At 46.2% G+C, this 21,765-nt stretch carries 14 protein-coding genes; 13 read left to right on the top strand and 1 reads right to left on the bottom strand.

Annotated features, from left to right (window positions below; translation table 11 throughout):
• Positions 1 to 205: 205 nt before the first annotated feature.
• Positions 206 to 1,111: an AraC family transcriptional regulator gene (locus H8S64_RS19895; RefSeq protein WP_186978430.1), complete on the bottom strand. Its 906-nt coding sequence runs from the start codon at positions 1,109 to 1,111 to the stop codon at positions 206 to 208.
• A gap of 161 nt (positions 1,112 to 1,272) precedes the next feature.
• On the opposite strand from H8S64_RS19895, the gene H8S64_RS19890 reads away from it, so the two are divergent.
• From H8S64_RS19890 to H8S64_RS19830, 13 genes are all read left to right on the top strand, one after another.
• Positions 1,273 to 2,529 (top strand): TolC family protein, encoded by a 1,257-nt coding sequence (locus H8S64_RS19890; RefSeq protein ID WP_186978429.1) that lies wholly within the window; start codon positions 1,273 to 1,275, stop codon positions 2,527 to 2,529.
• Between the two features lie 31 nt (positions 2,530 to 2,560).
• Positions 2,561 to 3,451: an HlyD family secretion protein gene (locus tag H8S64_RS19885; RefSeq protein ID WP_186978428.1), complete on the top strand. Its 891-nt coding sequence runs from the start codon at positions 2,561 to 2,563 to the stop codon at positions 3,449 to 3,451.
• A 2-nt stretch (positions 3,452 to 3,453) separates the two neighbouring features.
• The gene (locus H8S64_RS19880) at positions 3,454 to 4,914 is read left to right on the top strand and encodes an ATP-binding cassette domain-containing protein (RefSeq protein ID WP_186978427.1); all 1,461 of its coding nucleotides are present in this window, start codon (positions 3,454 to 3,456) and stop codon (positions 4,912 to 4,914) included.
• 10 nt (positions 4,915 to 4,924) lie between these two features.
• Positions 4,925 to 6,025: an ABC transporter permease gene (locus H8S64_RS19875; RefSeq protein WP_186978426.1), complete on the top strand. Its 1,101-nt coding sequence runs from the start codon at positions 4,925 to 4,927 to the stop codon at positions 6,023 to 6,025.
• Between the two features lie 15 nt (positions 6,026 to 6,040).
• Complete coding sequence (locus H8S64_RS19870) at positions 6,041 to 7,099, top strand: ABC transporter permease (RefSeq protein WP_186978503.1); 1,059 nt, start codon at positions 6,041 to 6,043, stop codon at positions 7,097 to 7,099.
• A 125-nt stretch (positions 7,100 to 7,224) separates the two neighbouring features.
• On the top strand, positions 7,225 to 7,803 hold the full coding sequence (locus tag H8S64_RS19865; RefSeq protein ID WP_186978425.1) for an RNA polymerase sigma-70 factor: 579 nt from the start codon (positions 7,225 to 7,227) through the stop codon (positions 7,801 to 7,803).
• Between the two features lie 92 nt (positions 7,804 to 7,895).
• A complete protein-coding gene (locus H8S64_RS19860) occupies positions 7,896 to 9,056 on the top strand; it encodes a FecR domain-containing protein (protein WP_186978424.1) in 1,161 nt (386 codons plus the stop codon).
• Positions 9,057 to 9,155: 99 nt separating this feature from the next.
• On the top strand, positions 9,156 to 12,554 hold the full coding sequence (locus H8S64_RS19855) for a SusC/RagA family TonB-linked outer membrane protein (RefSeq protein WP_255469639.1): 3,399 nt from the start codon (positions 9,156 to 9,158) through the stop codon (positions 12,552 to 12,554).
• Between the two features lie 11 nt (positions 12,555 to 12,565).
• Positions 12,566 to 14,032: a RagB/SusD family nutrient uptake outer membrane protein gene (locus H8S64_RS19850; protein ID WP_186978422.1), complete on the top strand. Its 1,467-nt coding sequence runs from the start codon at positions 12,566 to 12,568 to the stop codon at positions 14,030 to 14,032.
• 17 nt (positions 14,033 to 14,049) lie between these two features.
• Complete coding sequence (locus H8S64_RS19845) at positions 14,050 to 14,733, top strand: DUF4843 domain-containing protein (protein ID WP_186978421.1); 684 nt, start codon at positions 14,050 to 14,052, stop codon at positions 14,731 to 14,733.
• Positions 14,734 to 14,753: 20 nt separating this feature from the next.
• Complete coding sequence (locus H8S64_RS19840) at positions 14,754 to 16,283, top strand: PKD-like family lipoprotein (protein WP_176555139.1); 1,530 nt, start codon at positions 14,754 to 14,756, stop codon at positions 16,281 to 16,283.
• A 202-nt stretch (positions 16,284 to 16,485) separates the two neighbouring features.
• A complete protein-coding gene (locus tag H8S64_RS19835) occupies positions 16,486 to 19,095 on the top strand; it encodes a zinc-dependent metalloprotease (protein ID WP_186978420.1) in 2,610 nt (869 codons plus the stop codon).
• A gap of 32 nt (positions 19,096 to 19,127) precedes the next feature.
• Positions 19,128 to 21,713 carry a zinc-dependent metalloprotease gene (locus H8S64_RS19830; RefSeq protein ID WP_186978419.1) on the top strand — a complete coding sequence of 862 codons (2,586 nt, stop codon included), beginning with the start codon at positions 19,128 to 19,130 and terminating at the stop codon, positions 21,711 to 21,713.
• Positions 21,714 to 21,765: the final 52 nt, after the last annotated feature.

The raw sequence follows: 21,765 nt of genomic DNA, 5'->3' as shown, positions 1-21,765 counted from the left end.
GTGAAATAATCGTTCGCCGAGAATTCCGAGTTGTCTTCCCGGGGAAATGCCGGGAAGGTGCTGTTATCATGCCGTTAAGCCGCCTTGTCGGGTTAGCGGCAATTCAAGGGCAGGTTAACGAGGGGGGTGACAGTACTGTATCGCCCGTGTGGTAAGGGGTGAGGAGAGATGGAAAATTTGGTCTTCTTGGAGGATGACGAGGGTATTATACCTCCGTTCGGTATTCTAGGGGCGTTTTTCCCACCATACGCCGGAAGAATTTGCAGAAAAACGAGGCGTTTGGGAAGTTCAAGTCGTTGGCTATCTGGTACACGGGGTTATCACTATGGCGCAACATTAGTTTTGCCTCTTGGATGATAGCTTCATTTATCCATTCCATGATCGTGCGGTTGCTCGCTTGGCGGATCAACGTGCTCAAGTAACGCGGCGTGAGGTACAGGTGGTCGGCATAGAACGCCACGTTGCGCTCGCTGACGGCGTGCTTGTTCACGAGATCGAGAAATCGGTTGAACACTTCTTCTTGACGTGTGCATTTATGTTGATCGGCGGAACGGTTTTTTTCTTGGAAATAAGTAATTTGGTGAAACAGGGTCGATATAAGGCTTTGGACGATCTTTTTCGGGAAAGGGGTGTCATGCACGACATCCCATAGTAGTGAGAATATGTTTTCCAGTCGTTGTTCGTCGGTTGCTTCCAGAGGCAGGCGAAGGTAAAGCCGCCCGTGTAAATAACTCGTCAACAGTTCTTCTTTTTGCCATCCTTCCATGTAGCTATTGGCGAATCCCAGCATAGACAGGTCGCAGTCCGGCGAGAGGTCGCTGAATTGAAGTACCGTGCCGGGTGAAGCGACCACCAGTTGATGTGCCTCTAGCATGACTTCCCGCAGGTTGGCATACACGCGGACATGACCGGAACGGAGGTGCACGATACGTCCTTCCGTCAGCCTGTACGGTTGTCCGGGAACGATAAGCGTGCCTTCCAGACCTTTCAAACCGGTGATCGAGCGCACGAGTCCGAATTCTCCGGAAATGAAACGAGATACGTTACAAGGTTCAATCGGGAATTCATGCACCTGTTTTAAGGCGAGTGCCAGCAATCCTTTTGCTTTCATAGTTTAGAGAATATTTCCCGCAAAGATAATATTTTGTTCTAGTATACCCTGAAATTAATGGAAAATCGAACAAATAGAACATTATTCGAGATGAACAGAACCTTAGAATCGGATATAGAGTATATATCTTTGTCGTAGAAATAATTTTAAATAAATATAACATGATACGTGTGTTTTTTCTTGCACTGTTTGTCGGTTGGGGAACGAATGTTTTCGGGCAACTGACTCTCGACGAGTGCCGGCGGAAGGCTCAGGTCAACTACCCGCTTGCCCGCCAGTACAAGTTGATCGAGTTGTCCGAAAATTACAGTCTGGCAAATGTTGCGAAAGGGAATTTGCCTCAAGTAACCCTTAGTGGCAAAGTTTCTTACCAGAGTGATGTTACTGAATTGCCTGTCGATTTACCCGGGGTTTCTATAAAGTCTTTGCCGAAAGATCAGTATCAGATAATGGTCGAGGTGAAACAGAACATCTGGGACGGAGGGCTTATCCACCACCGGAAGCGGCAGACCGAGGCATCGTCAAACGAGGCAAAGAGTCAGTTGGACGTGAGTATGTACGACTTGAATGAACGGGTCAACCAAGTGTATTTCGCTATTTTGTTGCTGGACGAGCAGTTGGAGCAGAATACCTTGCTGAACGAGGATTTGCAACGTAATTTGAAGAATATCATGGCTTATCGGGATAACGGGATTGCGAACAATGCCGACGTGGATGCCGTGCAGGTGGAGATACTCGATAATCGTCAGCGGCGTGCCGGGTTGGAGGCCAGTCGAAAAGCCTACACGCGTATGTTGTCCTTGCTGATCGGCGAGGAGTTGACGACAGGTACCCGACTCGTTAAGCCCGGTACACCGGCACTGGATACCTCGGGACGTATTAACCGCCCTGAACTTCGTTTGTACGAGGCACAGGAATACACGTTGGATGTCCGTCGGCAATCCTTGAAGGCGGGGTATCATCCCCGGCTCGGTCTTTTCGCCCAAGGGGCTTACGGTAATCCGGGGCTGGATATGTTGAAGAATTCCTTTGAACCTTATTATATCGTAGGGGCACGTTTGAGTTGGAATTTTGGTAGCCTGTACACGCTGAAGAACGATAAACGCAAATTGGATACCGAGCGGCAACAAGTACAGAGCAACCGGGATTTGTTCCTTTTTAACACGCGGCTTCAAGTCGCGGAGGAGGACGGGAATATCAGCGCTTTGCGACAACAGATGAAAGACGATAACGAGATCATCCGTCTGCGGACGAATATTCGCGAGGCGGCGGAAGCCAAGGTGGCGAACGGGACGTTGACCGTGACGGAAATGCTGCGCGAATTGACGAACGAGAGCATGGCTCGCCGGAATAAAGCGTTGCACGAGATACAGTTACTCATGGATATGTACCGGCAGAAACATTTGGTGAATGAATAATGAAAATAAAGAATTTAAAAATATGACGTGTATGAAACCATTATATCTTTTTGCATTGGCAACATTAGTAGGCTTATCCGCTTGTCGTACTTCCGGGGAATACGATGCCACCGGAACTTTTGAAGCGACTGAAATCATCGTGTCGGCGGAAGCTAACGGCAAGTTGTTCTTTCTGGACGCGGAGGAGGGAACCCGCCTCACGCGGGGAGCGGAGGTGGGTTTGATAGATACGGTACAACTCTATTTAAAGAAACTGCAACTCTTGGCAAGTATGAAATCGGTCGAGAAACAGCGTCCCGATATTCAGAAGCAGATAGCCGCCACGAGGGAACAGATAGCGACTGCCGAGCGCGAGCGGGCACGGGTGGAGAACCTGTTGAAAGCGAATGCCGCCAATCAAAAGCAGTTGGATGATTGGGATTCGCAACTTTCGGTATTGCAACGGCAATTGGACGCGCAGGTTTCCTCGTTACAAAACAGCACGGCAAGCCTGAACGAGCAGAGTTCCTCGGTGGCGATTCAAGTTGCACAAGTCGAAGACCAGTTACGGAAATGCCATATTCTCGCGCCTATCAGCGGTACGGTGTTGAGTAAATACGCCGAGCCGGGCGAATTGGCAACGACGGGGAAACCGCTTTTCAAGATCGCGGATGTGGGGAATATGTACTTGCGTGCCTATATCACTTCTGCCCAACTTTCAACCGTCAAGCTGGGGGACGAGGTGAAAGTCTTTGCCGATTTCGGCGGGGAGAACCGGAAGGAATACACGGGTACCGTCACGTGGATAGCCGATGAGGCGGAGTTTACGCCGAAAACGATATTGACCAAGGACGAACGGGCGAACCAAGTGTACGCGGTAAAGATCGCCGTTCGTAACGAGGGGACGATAAAGATCGGTATGTACGGTGAAGTAAAGTTCTGATTATGGAATATCTGGTAGAAGTCAGTCACGTCGGTAAACGGTACGGCGAAGTGGAAGCCCTGCGGGATGTTTCCTTCAGCGTGAAGCGGGGGGAAGTGTTCGGGCTTATCGGACCGGACGGTTCGGGAAAAACCACGCTTTTTCGTGTACTTACCACTTTATTACTGGCGGACGAGGGGGAGGGGCGAATCAACGGTTATGACGTGGTCGGCGACTACCGGGCAATCCGGCGGAGCGTGGGGTATATGCCGGGGAAATTTTCGCTTTACCCGGAATTGACGGTAGAAGAGAATCTGACGTTTTTCGCCACAGTATTCAACACGACCGTTGAAGCCAATTACGACCGGATAAAGGAGATTTACGACCAGATAGCCCCTTTCAAAGACCGTCGGGCGGGGGCTTTGTCGGGAGGGATGAAGCAGAAGCTTGCCTTGTGTTGCGCATTGATACATGACCCCGCCGTACTTTTCCTCGACGAGCCTACCACGGGGGTAGACCCCGTGTCGCGCAAGGAGTTTTGGCAGATGCTCCGCCGCTTGCAGGAGCGGGGTGTCACGATAGTGGTGTCGACGCCTTTTATGGACGAGGCGAAGTTGTGCGACCGTATCGCCTTTATACAGGAAGGAAGTATCAAAGGAATCGACACGCCGGAAGTCATTCTGGAACAGTTTAAAGCAATCCTTTGCCCGCCGGGACTGGAACGGGATACTTCCCGGCAGGAAGAACAGCCTGTTATCCGGGTGGAGAATCTGGTCAAACGGTTTGGAACTTTCACGGCGGTAGACCATATTTCGTTCGAGGTAAAACGAGGTGAGATTTTCGGTTTTCTGGGGGCGAACGGGGCGGGGAAGACTACCGCCATGCGTGTGCTCTGTGGTCTGAGCAAGCCCACGGCGGGGAGAGTCGAGGTGATGGGGTACGACGTGAGTACGCGAAGCGAGGATGTGAAAAAACATATCGGCTACATGAGCCAGAAGTTTTCCCTTTACGAGGATTTGAAAGTATGGGAGAACGTGCGTCTTTTCGCGGGTATTTACGGGGTTCCCGAGAGTGAAATAGCACCTCGTACCGAACAGATGTTAAAACGTATCGGTTTGCACGGGGAGCGGGAAACCTTGGTGAAGCAACTCCCGTTGGGATGGAAACAGCGCTTGGCTTTCTCCGTGTCGATCTTTCATGAACCGCGGGTGGTGTTCCTCGATGAGCCGACCGGTGGGGTTGACCCCGCCACGCGCAGGCAGTTCTGGGAATTGATCTATCAAGCTGCCGATCGGGGTATCACGATATTCGTCACCACGCATTACATGGACGAGGCGGAGTATTGTGACCGTATTTCCATGATGGTCGACGGACAGATCAAGGCGCTCGACACGCCGGAAGCCTTGAAGGCACGTTATCATGCCAAGGACATGGATGAGGTGTTCCGCCAGTTGGCACGTTATGCAACCCGTTCATCCGATTAATATAGTGATTATGAAACAGTTTATCGCTTTTGTCAAAAAGGAATTTTACTATATCTCGCGGGACAGGCGCACGATGCTTATTCTTGTCGGTATGCCTATCGTGCAGATTATCCTCTTTGGTTTCGCTATCTCTACCGAGGTGAAAAACGTGCAGACGGGAATCCTTACTTCCTCGGTTGACGCCGATACACGGCATATTATCGACCGGATTGACGCCAGTGAGTATTTTACCGTGAAACACGTGGTGCATTCCGCGGACGAGCTGAATCGGTTGTTCCGCCGGAACGAGATTGAACTGGGTGTTGTTTTTCCCGCCCAATTGCAACGGCAACGTTTCGATAGCGAGAATATACAGATTATCGTCGATGCCACTGACCCTAACTTGGCGGTGATGCGCGGCAGTTATGCCGGTGGTGTCATTGCCGGTGCGCGGGCGGAACTCTTGCAAACGGGGATGATACAACCCTCTTTAGTCATACATAACAAGTTGCTGTTCAACCCGCAGATGCGCAGTGCTTATAATTTCGTGCCGGGTGTGATGGGGTTGATTCTGATGCTTATTTGTGCCATGATGACCTCGATCTCGATTGTCCGGGAGAAAGAAACGGGCACCATGGAGATTCTCCTCGTGTCACCCATGAATCCGCTTTTTGTCATTCTTTCAAAAGCGGTACCCTACTTCATGCTTTCGATATTGAATTTGACAACGATCTTGCTGTTATCCGTTTTCGTGCTGGATGTCCCGATAGCGGGAGGTCTTGTCAGCCTGTTAGGTGTGTCGCTATTGTTTATTTTCGTGTCGCTGTCGCTCGGCTTGCTTATATCCAGTATCACTCGCACGCAGGTAGCCGCCATGCTGGCGTCGGGAATGGTGCTGATGATTCCTTCCATTATATTGTCCGGCATTATCTTCCCGATCGAGAGTATGCCCGGAATCTTGCAAGGTATAGCCTGTCTTATCCCGGTGCGCTGGTATGTTGACCTCGTGCGCAAGCTGATGATAGAAGGTGTCCCCTTCGGTTACGTGTGGCAGGAAACCGCCATACTGTTAATTATGGCAGTGGTACTGATCGGTATTACCACCCGTTCGTTCAAGAATCGTTTAGAATAAGGAGGAAATGCAATGATACTACGTTACCTTATCGAGAAAGAGTTCAAACAGTTGAAGCGGAATAGTTTTCTACCCCGCCTCATCCTGATATTTCCTTGCGTGATGATGCTCGTGCTGCCTTGGGCGGCAACGTTGGAGATCGAAGACCTGCGTATTGCCGTTGTCGACAATGACCACAGTCCCTCGTTGCGACGGTTGGTACATCGTATCGAGGCGTCCCGTTATTTCAAGTTGACCGAATTATCGCCCGCTTATCGTGAAGGGCTTGACGTTATCGAAAGGGGAAAGGCGGATGTGTTACTGGAAATCCCGCGTGGTTTCGAGAAGGAGCAAGTGAACGGGCGAGCGACCTCGGCTTCGGTCGTTATTAATGCCGTGAACGGCTCGAAAGGCAGCTTGGGAAGTTCTTATCTGATGCGGATTCTATCGCCGGCGGATAATACGGCTTCCGTGCGCTATCAATTTAATCAGCACTTGAATTACAAGGTTTTCATGGTGCCTGCGCTCATGACCATGGTACTCGTCATGCTTTGCGGGTTTCTTCCGGCGTTGAACGTGGTGAGTGAAAAGGAGGTCGGGACAATAGAACAAATCAATGTTACCCCGGTCAGTCGCTTCACGTTCACGCTGGGCAAATTATTGCCATACTGGGTAATCGGTTTTCTGGTACTGAATCTTTGTATGTTGTTGGCTTGGCTGGTGTACGGGCTCACGCCGGAAGGAAGTATCTTTACGATATATATAGCCACCCTCGTTTTCGTGCTGGTCGTCTCCGGTTTCGGGCTGGTGATCTCCAATTATTCGGCGACCATGCAACAAGCGATGTTCGTCATGTGGTTCTGTATGCTTATTTTTATACTGATGAGCGGTTTGTTTACCCCGATCAGCAGTATGCCCCGTTGGGCGCGATACATCACTTATGCCAATCCATTGCGTTACTTCATGGAAATCATGCGTATGGTTTACCTCAAGGGAAGCGGCATCCAGAACATCATGCCCCAGTTGGGGACGTTGGCTGCATTCGCTGCGGTGTTATACTATTGGGCTATATTGAGCTACCGGAAACAGCGGTAGCGAAAATAGGAAATGAGATTACATTTTACAGAATTATTAGGAACGAATAAGTTTTATTCGGAAATAAATGTGTTCGGGAATAATATATTTCTTTACATTTGTAATGTGGAATTTAGATAGCTAGTATGACGGAGCGAGTAAAATATGATGTAAATCAGTTGGTACAAGATTTGAAAAAGGGGTACGAACCGGCTTTTGATTACCTGTTTACAACCCGTTACGAGGACTTGTGCCGTTTTGCACGGGCTTTCGTGGGATCATATGACGTGGCGGAGGATATCGTGCAGGATGTTTTTGTCCGGATATGGGAGAATAACTTGAAGATTAGCAGCGATATTTCACTGGATAGTTATCTTTACGTGGCGGTGCGAAACGGTTGTGTCAGTTATGCGCGCCGTCAAAGACCTCACGTGGGGTTGGAGGCGTTGTCGGAGATGGAAACAGAAGAGATTTTGGCGGAGGATTGGAAATACGTGTGGGATGCCGTGGAAAGTTTGCCGGAGCAATGCCGTGTTGTTTTAAAATTGGTCGTACTCGAAGATATGAAGTACGCGGAGGCGGCAGAGAAACTGGATATTTCGGTCAATACGGTCAAAACGCAAATGAAGATTGCTTACCGGGAGTTGAGAAAGAAATTTACGTCGGGAGAGATTTCTGTTTTATTCTATTATTTTTATGTGGGTGAGGGGTTTAATGGGCGGTAATTTATTTTCTTGAAAAATATTCTGTTTTCTTTTCACCCTTTTTTTATTCTTGTGCGTCCTCTCACGAAGAATATAAATCAGCTTGTTATTTTATGAACGAGAGAATAGAAGAATTATTGGTTAAAAAGATTGACGGGGAGCTTTCTGCTGTGGAGGAGAAGGAATTGTCCGGGTGGTTGGCAGAGTCGGAGGTTCACGAACGAATCTTGCGGGAATTTGAAGCGGTGCGGCAGCGGTTGTCCGTGTTGCGGGAAGAATTTCACCCGGATGTGCAAGGACGTTTGCAGTCGGTTAAGAAGCATAAAAAACGACGGGTGCGGTTTGTTGCGGGGTGGATGCGTTATGTTGCGGTCGGTATTTTACTCGTGAGCGTGGGGAGCTACTTGTTGTGGAATGATGGGAAAAATAAAGAGGAGGAACATCGTATTTTTGCGAAAGTGGCGGTGCCCGGGAAAGAACAGGCGTATATCGTGTGGGCGAACGGGGTACAAGTGGCAATCGACGAAACGATGAAAGATACTTTGCTGACTGGGGACGGGGGAGCGGTAGTGCGGGTGGATTCCAACCGGGTGTTGCGTTACGAGGGAGGGAATAATGATGAAGGATTGGAACGGCGGGTGCATAAATTGGTGATCCCGAATGGAGGGGAGTATCGAATGGTGTTGGAAGACGGGTCGGTTGTTTGGTTGAATTCCGCTTCTTCGCTGGAAATACCGGAACGCTTTGCTGCGGGGGAGAGAAGGGTACGATTGGTGGGAGAGGCTTATTTTAAGGTGAAGAAAGATTCATCAAGACCGTTTTACGTGACAACGGAACGTGCCGACGTACGCGTGTTGGGTACGGAGTTCAACGTTTCAGCTTACGAGGAAGATCGTGATGCCGTGATGACGCTCGTGAACGGGGCGGTGCGGGTGGATGCCCGCGGGGGAGAGTCGGTGGTACTGGAACCGGGACAACAGGCGTTGACTGCGGGTGGAAAAATTGAGGTGCAGGATGTCGATGTGTCGTATGTCACGTCTTGGGTGAACGGGAAGTTTAGTTTTGATAATTCCCGTTTGGAAGATATCGCCCGGCAGGTTTCCCGCTGGTATGACGTGAAAATATCTTTTGATGATGATGATTTGAAAGATATTCGTTTTTCCGGGGCGATGTTGAAATTTAGACCGTTGAGCGATTTGATCGAGATGATTGAGGCAACGAGTTTTGTGCGGTTTAGCGTGAAAGGAGAAAATATTATAATATCTGGAAAATAAAAATCGAGGAAGTGGCTAGACTTCCCCGGTTTTGAGTGGTAATTGCTTTGTTACTGTTTGAGAGAGAACAAAGCTATGTATAACCTTAAATGCAAATATATGGAAAATAATCGAGAGCCTAACCGGTTTACGCGGTTAGGACGAAAAAAAATGTTATCGATGATGCGTTTGGCTAGTTTTTTTTGTTTGTTGAGTATCGTGTGCGGCGTGCAGGTGGCACATGGGCAGGAACGTAGGGTTTCTTTGGAAGTGAAGGATACTCCGATCAATCAGGTGCTGCGTATGTTGGGAAAAGAGTTCGGGAAGGATTTCTTTTACAGTAATGTGCAGGTGGATATGAATGAAAAGGTGAACGTGAAGTTAGTGAATGCCACTATTGACGAAGCGTTGAAACAGGTGTTTGCGGGGAAGCAGGTGCGGTACGAGGAGAAGGAGAATTTCGTGTTGATTTTGGAAATTCGGGAAGTAAAGAAAGACACGAAAGTGCCGGAAGTGCGCGGTGTGGTGTACGATGACCTGAACGAGCCGTTGCCGGGAGTAACGATTATGCTCAAGGGAACAAGTACGGGTTTCGTCAGTGATGCGGATGGAAAATTCAAAAGTGCGTTGACGATGAAATTACCCATAACTTTGGTATTCTCTTTTATCGGTTTCGAAACTCAGGAAGTTGTGGTAACGGATAGCACGCGGGAGGTGACCGTGAAGATGAAACCTGACGTGAAACAAATGGAAGAGGTGGTCGTGACGGGATACGCTAACGTGAAAAAGTCTAGTTTTACCGGAAACGCGGTAAGGGTGGATAAAGAGGAGTTGTTCAAGGTATCGCCGACCAACGTGATCGATGTGTTGCAGGTGTTTGATCCTTCATTGCGTATCATGAAAAATAACGAAATGGGAGCAGACCCGAATACATTGCCGGAGTTTTATATCCGGGGACGTTCCGGTATCGGGGTGATGGATTTGGATAAGGAGAGCCTTTCCGAATCGGCTTTGAGTAATAATCCCAATTCACCTATTTTTATTATGGACGGTTTCGAGGTGACGGTGCAAAAGGTGTATGATTTTGACCCGAACCGTATAGAGAGTATCACGATATTGAAGGATGCCGCGGCTACGGCTATTTACGGTTCCCGTGCGGCTAACGGTGTGGTGGTGATTGAAACGGTGGCGCCGAAACCGGGACAGTTGAACGTGATGTATAATTTCACGGGTGCGCTTACCGCTCCGGATTTGTCGGATTATAATTTAATGAACGCTAAAGAGTTGCTTGAGGCTGAGCGGTTGGCAGGGTATTATGAACCGACTTCCAACATTAATTCGTCTTATACTCTTTTAAGCGAGTACGAGGCGAAGTTGTCGAACATTATTCGGGGGGTAAACACGGACTGGTTGTCACAACCTTTGCAGAACGAATTTAATCATAAACATAGTCTTGCCATTCAGGGTGGTTCCGAGAATATGCGTTTTAACGTGGATCTGAATTACGATAACCAGAATGGAGTGATGAAAGGATCTTTCCGAGAGCGCTTGGGAGCTGGATTTTACTTGGATTACCGTATCGGCGGGATGCAGTTGAAGAATCAGATTGCTTATACGGTCACGAAATCAGAAAATTCTCCTTATGGAAATTTCAATGATTACACGAAGAAGTTGCCGTATGATGAGTTGAAGGATGCGGATGGAAATTATGTCGAGCAGACAAGACTTTGGCATGGGGGTATGAGTGGCACGAAAAATCCGTTGTACGAGGCGAAAATGTTGAAAAGTTTTGATAAGAGTAAAATACAGGATTTGACGAATAATTTGAGTTTGAACTGGTATATCACGAAGAGTCTTTATTTTAAAGGACAGGTAGCGGTAACTTTGACCGATACTGAAACAAAAGTTTTTAAAGACCCGCTTTCTTCTTCGTTTTACAACGTGGATGATGACAAGAAAGGTTCGTTGAATTTGAGTAAGAGGAAACTTGTGAAATGGAATACCAATTTCGTGTTGAATTACGTGCAGGCGATAAAGAAGCATAATATGAATTTTTCGTTGGGATTGAACACGAACACGGAGAGTACGAATAGTTCGGTGGAGAAATATTTGGGATTTCCTTCGGGTGAATTGAATACCCCGGCTTTTGCGGAGAACGTGGATGATGTACCCACGTATTCGGATAATAAAAAGCGGCTGTTCGGGGCGTTTGTTTCATTAAACTACACGTATAACGATATTTATTTACTTGATGCCTCGTGGCGTCTGGACGGTTCGTCCGAGTTCGGGGCAGACAAGAAATATGCTCCGTTTTATTCCGGGGGTGTCGGGTTGAACGTGCATAATTACGAGTTTATGAAAGCGCAGGATGTGGTGAGCTTGTTGAAGATCACGGGGACCATGGGAGTGTTGGGAAAAACCAATTTCCCCGCTTACGCTGCCAAGCATACTTATGATGTTACGAATTCGTATTATTCCACGGGTGGCGGTATTTACTTACACTATATGGGAAATGAGAATTTGAAATGGGAGCGGACTTTTTCCCGTGATTTGAAATTGGAGTTGGGTTTCTTGAATGACGCGATTTATACGAAGTTTACGTGGTATAATAAAAAGACCAAGGATTTGATCACGGATGTGACGATTCCTACCCATACCGGTTTTACTTCTTACAAGGATAATATGGGTGAGGTGGAGAATAAGGGATTCGAATTGGATGTCCGTTTTAATATTCTCCAGAATAAAGATTGGATGGTTGCTGTGTTCGGGAATCTGGCACATAACCGGAACAAAATATTGAAGATTTCTGAATCCTTGAAGGCGTATAATGAACGGGTAAACGAGAAATTTGATGAATACTTTGATAACGTTTTCAACAAACAGGATTTGAAGTATAGCAAACCTTTACTGAAATACGAGGAAGGAGGTTCTTTGACGGCTATTTACGGGATGCGTTCTTTGGGAATAAACCCGAGTAACGGGAGCGAGTTGTTTCTTGACCGGAGTGGTCAGGTCATTCAGGAGTGGACATCCAGCCAACAGTCTATTTTAGGTGACACGGAACCGGATGCAACGGGTTCTTTCGGGGTGAATTTGCAGTGGAAGCGGTTCACGTTATTTGCCACGTTTATGTATGAATTCGGGGGACAAGTGTATAACCAGACTTTGGTCGATAAGGTGGAGAACGTGAAGTTGTACGAAACGAACGCGGACAAGCGTGTTCTCACGGAGCGATGGGCAAAGCCCGGGGAGTTGACACGTTTGAAGTCAATTAAAGACCGGAATAACGTGACTTTGCCAACCTCTCGTTTCGTGCAGGATTACAATATGTTGAACTTTAATTCACTCACGATAGGGTATGATTTCGATAAAGACTTATTGAAGAAAATGCGGATGAGTATGTTGCGGTTATCATTTAACATGAAGGATATATTCACGATTTCGAGCGTGAAACAGGAGCGGGGGTTGTCTTATCCCTTTGCCAGAACTTTTAATTTGACCTTAAATGCAAGTTTTTAAAATAGATGATTATGATACGATATAATTACTTGTTGTTGTTGATGCTGTTCGGGTTAGCGGCGTGTAATAGTTGGTTGGACGTGGAGTCGGATAATCAGGCGAGTGACGAGAAGACATTTAAGGATTACACGGGATTCCGAAGTGCTTTGAACGGAGTGTATTATAAGTTGTCCGAACCGGAAATGTACGGACGGGAGCTTTCATGGGGATTTCTCAGCGTGTTGTCACAAACTTACGAGGCTGGGGATGTCAGCCAAAATGATGCTTATAAAGCGGCAGTTGTTTATGATTATAATTCAAAGGATGTCAAAGATGTTATCTCAAAGATCTGGAAGGGTGGATATAATGCTATCGCGAATTGCAATAAATTAATTGCGGAGATAGAAGCTAAGGATGCCTCTTTCTTTCCTTTGGGTGAACGCGAACGAAATTTGATATATGGCGAAGCCTTGGCGTTGAGGGGATACCTGCACTTGGATTTGTTGCGTATGTTTGCCCCGGCTCCGGCGACCGGCGACAACGGGGCGTATATTCCTTACGTGACGGTTTACCCGACGCATTATGAATCCGCTTTGCCGACTTCAGAGGTACTTCGCCTTGCCAAGGAGGATTTGTTGAAGGCAAAGGATCTTGTGGTGCAGAATGATACTTTGGACGATGAGATGGCGTATGCCAATCGTTTTGTCGCGGAGGATTCCGGAAACCGTTTTTTCAGTTTCCGGGGAACCCGAATGAATTATTTGGCCGTGTGCGGGACATTAGCGCGTTTGTGCTTGTACGCGGGTGAGAATGAAGAGGCTAACCGGTATGCGTTGCACGTGTATGAGTTAGTAGAAGCTAAGGAGGATTCGTGGGATATTTATTTTACTTCATCGTCGGATTTGAATGTTTCCGGCGTGAATAAATACGTGAAAGCGTACAATGATATTCTGTTTGCATTTTATAATAAAAAATTGACGGAAGATGTGGAGGATTTCACGGAGGCGACCGGTAAGCCCAAGATGTTGTTGAAGAATGCCGGCAGTCTGTTCGGGGACAGGGGCGACGGGGATGATTATCGCCAATACCTTGTCGATTGGACTATTGATGCGAATCGTTCACAGAAGTGGTTGGATTTGGGTGCATCGGAAAACTTTGTGAGAGTGCAATATGCTTTGATTCCGGCGTTGAGATTTAGTGAAATATGCTATATCCTTGCAGAAACAACGTATGGTTCTGCTGCCGGTAATGCTGCTGCCGTGAAGTATCTGGAGGAGGTGCGGGGAGGACGCGGGTGTAAGCGTAATATCCCGGAAAGCGTGTCCGCCAGCACTTTCAAGGAGGAGTTAATCTGGGAAGGAATGAAAGAGTATCTCGCTGAAGGACAGACTTTTTTTATGTTTAAACGTTTGAACCATCCGGTGTTGAGCGGAAGTGAATCTGTCACGTTGGGAAATTCGTTCGTGTTGCCTTTGCCGGACGATGAAAAGGTGTTTTAGATTTTAAAAGACGAGTTATGAAAAAGATATATGTATTTATTTTAAGTGTATTCCTGTTGGGAGCGTGTTCAAAGGAGAATATTCCGATGTATGATACCGTGAATTATATCCAGTTTTCGGATACTTACCGGGATTCGATGGATATTTCGTTTTTCTTTTACGGGAATGCGGAGCAGATTGAGATTCCGGTAGAAGTGGAAATGCTGGGAAATCTGTTTTTGGAAGACCGGTCGTTTGTTGTCGAGCTGGATAAAGACTTGTCCACGGCAACGGATGAACATATCGTACTTCCGGAGTATTATGTTTTTCGTAAGGAACACGTGAAAGACACGATTTCGTTGGTATTGAATAACCCCGGGGATGCTCGCGTGCGAATCGTGTTGGCTATCCGGGGGAACGGGGCGGATGTTTTAGCGGGGGAATACAGTTATCAATACAAGATTATTAATTTGAGTAGTGAGGTGTCGATACCGGAATGGTGGGATGGGGATGTAGAGAAGTCTTTTCTCGGTACTTATTCGATTCCGAAGTATCAATTGTTGATTAAGGTGACCGGGGAGGGAGATTGGACTAATCTGGATGCTTCAACGAGAAGGGCTTATGCGTTACAGTTAAAGTATTATTTGCGTGAGATGGAAGACAAGGATGAAGTCGTGCTGGATGTAGATGGTAAAGCCATGACGGTAACAGTAATTGGATAATAAATCGATAGAATATGAAAATGAAAAATGTAATATATCTGTCTTTGTTGATGATGGTAGGATTGTTTTCCTGTATCAAAGACGAAGGTAATTATAAATACGAGGCGATACGAGACGCGAAGGTTTCGTTTGAAACTTACACGGTGAATTGTTTTGTGCATGATGAAGTGAAGGTTGAGCCTAAAATCCGGTTTGGTGAAGGTGACTCCACGGATTTCTCGTACGAGTGGCGGGTTGATTATGAGGTCGTTTCCACGGAGCGGGTTTTGGAATTTACCCCGGAGCAAGCAAAAACGTATGCCTGCCGGTTAGCCTTGAAGGATAACCGTAATGGGAAAGTGTATAGTGGCACGATGTCCATTGTTGCGGCGACGGTGTATCAATCGGGGTTCTCTATCCTGTATGAAGAAGGCGGGGTATCAAAACTGGGGCATATAAATTTACCTAGTGTTTCCCAAGATGAAGAGTATCATGCTTATTATGATTTGTACCGGGAGGCAAACGGGGAGGATATGGGTTCGGAACCGGTGAAATTGGTTCAGCATTTCTTTTGGAATGCGACTAATTATTGTAAATGGTCGGAGTTGCTGGTTATTCAGAATGGCGGGCAGGGACCCGTGGAATTGAATGGTAACACGAACGAGAAAGAGGTATTGACCCGTGAGGAGTTCGTGGGAGGAAATCCCCCGGAGAATTTTAAATTGGTATCCGCATTTTACCCGTTCTACATGAATATCGTGTTGAGTGAGGATGGGAAAATTTATACCCGTTTCTTCAACGACCCGAAGAGTATGGGGTATCACTCCGCGGCTTACAATAATGTTCCGGTATATATTAATAAAGGGTATAAAATCGGACAGATTATTGAAACGGCACACCAGTATCTCAAGCATTTTCTTTTGTATGACGAGTTGAACGGGCGGCTGATTCACGTGAGAAGTGCCTATTACACGACGGCAGAAGAGTACAGGGAGTTGCAGTACACGGGGACTTATCCTGCCGGTTTTATTCCGGTGAATAATTTGGGTGATTATGAGTTGGTATATGGTGCGGCTTACGGTGGCACCATGCAAGGAAGTACGAAGTATGCCTTGATTTTACGGGACGGGGACGATTGGAAAGTGGAAACATTCGGGATTGCAGCCAACGCGTTGGGGGTAATTACGTTGGATGCGTTGGATAAATGTCAGACGTTCTCCGGCAAGACGGATGGATACGTGACGGATAGAAGTATTTTCAGGATATTGAGAAATCGTACCTACATTTTTTTCTCCGGGGGAGTGAATAATGACGAGTTGTATTATTACGATCTGAGTACCGGGAAATCATATCATTATACCTCTTTGAACGGACGTGCCATTATGGCGATGCACCCTGCCGAAGGGAATAAGGAGCTGGGGGTAGGACTGGAAGACGGGACGTTCATCCTGTTTAACGTTGAAGATTCAGTATTGAAAGCGGGTGAGCCTGTCGTGCTGTATGAACAGGGCGGTTTCGGTCGGATTGCCGATGTGATTTACAAGTATAAATTATCAGGTCGGGATATGTAATTGCAGTATAGTTTTCTAAAATCGGGTAAACCGATTTTAGAAAACTACTCCGCTGTTGTAACACAGTTATTTATACTTTTTATCTGAATAGCATTTCTATATCGGAAGGGATTGTTGTATAGAAAGAGATTTGGAATATAAATGGAATTGTGGTACAAACGGGAGAATCAAAAATTAATTGGGATGTTTAAATATTGAAGTTATGATATTGAAATCAATTGTATTTGTATTTATATTTCTTTCTTTGAGTGTTGTGTCGGCAGAGGGTAAAGGGCGGAAGAAGAAACAAGCGACTAAAGAGGTAAAAACGGAAAGTGCTTACCAACGCTTTTTTAAGGGAAAGTCGTGCGAAACAAAGCGAGGTTTAATCACGTTGCACAAAATGGACGGGAAGATCTATTTCGAGTTACCGTTGAATTTGTTGGGGAAAGAGATGTTGCTTGGTTCGACGATTAGCGAAATCACGAATAATGATTTCGGGAGCGTGGGAGAGAAACCTAAAGAACCGCTGCACGTGGTGTTTACCCGCCAAGACTCGATAATTAGCTTGCGGGAGGTGAGTGCGATATATTATACCACGGAGGAGGGTATAAGGAAACGTTTGGAAGAGAGTTTTAAGCCGGCTATTATTTTGAATCTTCCGGTGAAGGTGTACTCGGAAGACAGTACGGCAGTTGTGCTGGATTTGACCGATTTTTTATTGAGTGATAACGAGGGATTATCTCCCTTTTCCCAGTTCGCACCGATCAATAGTGGCAGGCGTCGCGTGGACAAGGAGTTTGTGAAGAAAAATTCATTTATCGGGGAAATTAAGGCTTTCGAGGATAATTTTAGCATACGCTCTTCTTTGAGTTATTTGGTTACCGTGCGGAATCAAGAGCGGGTATTGTTTCAGAAAGTGCCTTTTACCGCGGTGATGACACGTAGCTTTATTTTGTTGCCGGAAGAACCGATGCGTCCCCGTATGGCGGATCCCCGTATTGCTATATTCTATCAGGCAAAATATGAATTTAATTCAAAAAAGAGTGGTGTCGATTTTCGTTATTATGCTAATCGTTGGCGACTTGAACCTGTGGATGAGGCGGCTTATCGTGCCGGACAATTGACGGATGTGAAGAAATCGATTGTGTTTTACGTGGATAACGCATTCCCGGAGAGTTGGAAGAAATACATCAAGCAAGGGGTAGAAGAATGGCAGAAAGCCTTCGAAAAGATCGGTTTGAAAAATGCGATTATAGCCAAGGATTTCCCGAAGAATGATCCGGAATTTGATCCGGAAAATCTGAAATATTCTTGTGTACGCTATTCTCCCTCGTGGACACCTAACGCCATGGGACCCTCGTGGACAGATCCCCGGACGGGAGAGATTATCAATGCTTCGGTTTATTTTTATCACAATATAGCTCAATTGATTCAAAATTGGCGATTCGTGCAGACGGCTCAGGCGGATGCTGACGTGCGGCGGATGCAGTTGCCGGAAGAATTATTGGGTGAGAGCATCCGTTACGCTATTGCGCACGAGGTAGGTCATTGTCTGGGTTTTATGCATAACATGAGTGCTTCTGCCGCAATCCCCACAGATTCTTTGCGTTCGCCTTCTTACACGCAAAAATACGGGACAACTCATTCAATCATGGATTATGCCCGGAACAATTACGTGGCACAACCGGGAGATAAGGAGAGGGGTGTGAAGTTGACGCCGCCTCATTTGGGTTTGTATGATTATTTCACGATAAAATGGTTGTACACGCCTTTGTTGGACGAGAAGACCACGGACGAGGAAGTGCCTGTTCTGGATCGTTGGATTGGCGAGAAAGCGGGCGATCCTGTATATCGCTATGGAAGACAGCAGATAAATTCTCGTTGGGATCCGAGTTCTTTCGAGGAAGACTTGGGAGATGATCCGATGAAATCATCTGCGTATGGGATAAAGAATTTGAAATATATTTTGGCAAACCTGAATGAATGGGTAGGGGCAGAAGATAAAGATTATGCGTTTCGCCAACAGATTTATAACGAGATTGTAATGCAGTATTTCAGGTATTTGAATAATGTTATTTTTAATATCGGCGGTATTTACTTGAATGAAAAATATGCCGGGGATCCGATACCTGCTTATGCTTTAGTTCCTAAAGCCAGACAAAAGGAGGCTTTGGTGTTTTTGTTGGATCAGTTGAAAGAGATGGCTTGGATTGATGCGAAGGATTTCAAGGATGGTCTACCGTTGATGAGCGATATTTCGGGAGATATGGAAAATGCTATTTTCAGGGGACTATTGTCCCGGTTGAATGCGTTAGCCGTGTGCATGGAACAGTCGAAAGAGGAGGCTTATTCTACTCGGGAGTATATGAATGATTTATATGAATTTATCATGGCTCCTACCAAGAAGAGAAATTCTCTGTCTGAGATTGAAAAACGATTACAAATCAAGTATTTATCGTTTTTGGTGTCTGCTTCCGGCGTGGAAGTGAAAGGAATGGGCGGCTCGCCTTTCGCGTTCTCCCGTGACGGGATGATTGAGGTTATGGATTACGTGCAAGAGAATAGCCGGAATATTTATGGCGAGTTGCCTGACGAATATCTGGGTATGTTCGCGCGTAGGGGATGTTGTTTCGCTCCGGAGGAAATTAGCGGTTTCGGTAGAACGACGAACTTGAACAGACCGAATGTTTCTATCGGGACGGATTGTTTCTTGATGTTGAAAAAGACCTTGGCTTTATTGAAAAGCCGGATGAATACGGCAACAGAAGATACTCGATTGCATTATCAGTTGTTGGTTTATAAATTGGAGAAGGTTTTTAAGAATAACTGAGACGGGTGATTATTAACAGTAAACTAGTTGTCATGAAAAATATCATATATATAGTGTTTCTTCTTTTGATAGTTCTGTGTCCGTTCGAGGGCAGCGGGATGGTGCGGGAGAAGAAGGATACGGGTAAGAATAAAAATTCGGCTTATCAGAAACTCTTTGATGGTAAGAGTGTAAAGACTGCAAAGGGTGTAATGACGATTCATTACGCGGGGGGAAATGTATACGTGGAGTTTCCCTTGGATTTGTTGGGCAAGGATATGTTATTTGCTTCGTCGATAGAGAACACGAGTGATAACGGAGAGGGGGTTGTCGGGCAATTTGCCGGGACTCCTCAAGTGTTCGTGTTCACGAAAGAGGGAAATTACGTGCAGGCTCGTTTGCGGCAAGGTGCTCCTGTCTGTAACGGTAGTGGAGATGCTAACATGGAGAGTGCTTTAGAGAAATCTTTTATGCCGGGGGTGTACGCTACGTTTAAAATAGAGACTTACACGCCGGACAATCGTGCCGTGGTGTTGAATATGACATCTTTTTTCTTGGAGCATACGGCGTTCACGAATCCGTTTTCCTCTCAGGCTGCCAATTCTGTATGGGGATTCGTCGGGCGGAATCAAAAGTATAAAGCGAACCGGAATTTGTTTCAAGAGGTCAAGGCGGATGGACGGAGCGTTACCGTGGTTTGTGAATCGGGGTATGATGTGGATCATATCGTGGTAGGCTCTGTAACAAGACAGAATATAAAAGTTTCCGTAACATTTAATAAAATGTTGGTGGTTCTGCCCGAAGATAAAATGACACCTCGTTATGCTGATTCTAGGATTGGGGTAAGTTTCGTGACAATTCCCGAAATCGGGAAAGAAAAATCAATATTGACAAAGAAGCATCTAGCCAGACGTTGGCGAGTGGAGCCGAGTGACGAGGTCGCTTATTGGGCCGGGCAGGTCGTGGAACCGAAAAAGCCGATCGTTTTTTACTTGGATACGTTGATGCCGGAAAGTTGGACGAAATATGTTCGTGCGGGTATTGAAGAGTGGAATAAGGCTTTCGAACGTATCGGGTTTAAAAATGTACTGCGTGCTGTTCCTTTTCCCGGAACTTCGGATTTTGATGCGGGGAATATTCAGCATTCTGTGATTCGTTATTCTCCGACCTCTCCGAATATGTATCGTCCCCAACAATCTATGCTGGTGGATAACCGGAGCGGTGAGATTCTTAATGCGTCGTTGTATTTACATCATCATTTTTTGTTCATACTACATCGGGACAGGCTTCTATACACGATGGCGGCAGACCCGGAAGCACGTAAAGCTGTTTTGTCAGAGGAGGTGATGGGACAATTGATAAAGAGTCTGATGATTCGGGAGATCGGTTCGTGTTTGGGATTGAGATCCAATTTGCGGGCATCTTCTGTTTACCCGGTTGATTCGTTGCGTTCTGCGACTTTCACGAGAGAACACGGGTTGTCACCCTCGATAATGGATATGGTGCCGTATAATTATGTCGCTCAGGAAGAAGACGTGAAAAATGGCGTGATGCTGGTACAAGACAAGCTGGGGGAATACGATTATTACGCCATAGAATGGTTGTATAAACCGATTCGAGGGGTGAAGAACGCGGACGAGGAATGCGATACTTTGGATCGTTGGATTAAAGAATCCCGTCTGGATATAGCTAAAACATACGGGCATACCCCTTTTACCTCGAATGTTTACGATCCCCGAATATTGAGTGAGGATTTGGGGAACGATCATGTTAAAGCGGGGGAATATCTGATAAAGAATCTGAAAAAGTCGATGGCTCATTGTCGTGAATGGTTTGCCGAAGAGGATAAAACACTGGAACTCCAGAATAAGTTGTATGGTTTTATGCAAGGACGGTATATGGATGGGTTGAACCGGATTGCATCTTATATCGGCGGTATGTATATCAACGAAGGTAATAGCGATGAGAATGTACAGCATTATGCGGTTGTTCCTAAAGCCAAACAACGGGAAGCCATTAATTTCTTGTTGGCACAGGCTAAAGATTTGGAATGGTTGGATAATCAAGAATTAAGACATGACCTGCGGGTGAACTCTTCCGCCGTGCAGCAAAAACGGATGGATATTTTTGGATTGTTATTTTCTCGTTGGTATATGGTTATTATGAGTTCCCGTAAGGCAAGCGGGGGATATACCGCAGACGAGTACATGGATGAATTGTACCGGATGGTGTGGGAGGGTACCATAAAACGTAGAAAATTGGATCCGTTGGAAAGGGATTTCCAGATGGCTTTCTTGGCTGCTGTGATTGCTTCTTCGACGGTAACGGAAGATGCCGCGAAACTGGATGCACACACGAAAGCGTTGGCACAGGGAATAAGCAGTGGCAGACAAGTTTATGACCCTATTCTTTGTGAAAAGATGGAGCGGATGCAAGTAGAAAATATCAGTGGATTCTATGCACAAGAGGGGATTAAGGTAAATACATTGTCACGTTCTCATGTCTTTTACCAAATGTTGCTGAAAATCGATGGTATGGTGAATAATGCCATGAAAACAAGCACGGGAGAAATGAAGGACTATTACGAGTATTTACATTATAAAATCAGACAGGCTTTGGATGTAGAAGGTATTCGTTAGAGAAAATTGTTTAAAAAGAGAGTTGCAATATGTCAGAAATATTGCAACTTTT

The organism is Butyricimonas hominis (assembly GCF_014287455.1).
Lineage (GTDB): Bacteria > Bacteroidota > Bacteroidia > Bacteroidales > Marinifilaceae > Butyricimonas > Butyricimonas muris.
This window is presented reverse-complemented; position numbering and strand designations above follow the sequence as displayed.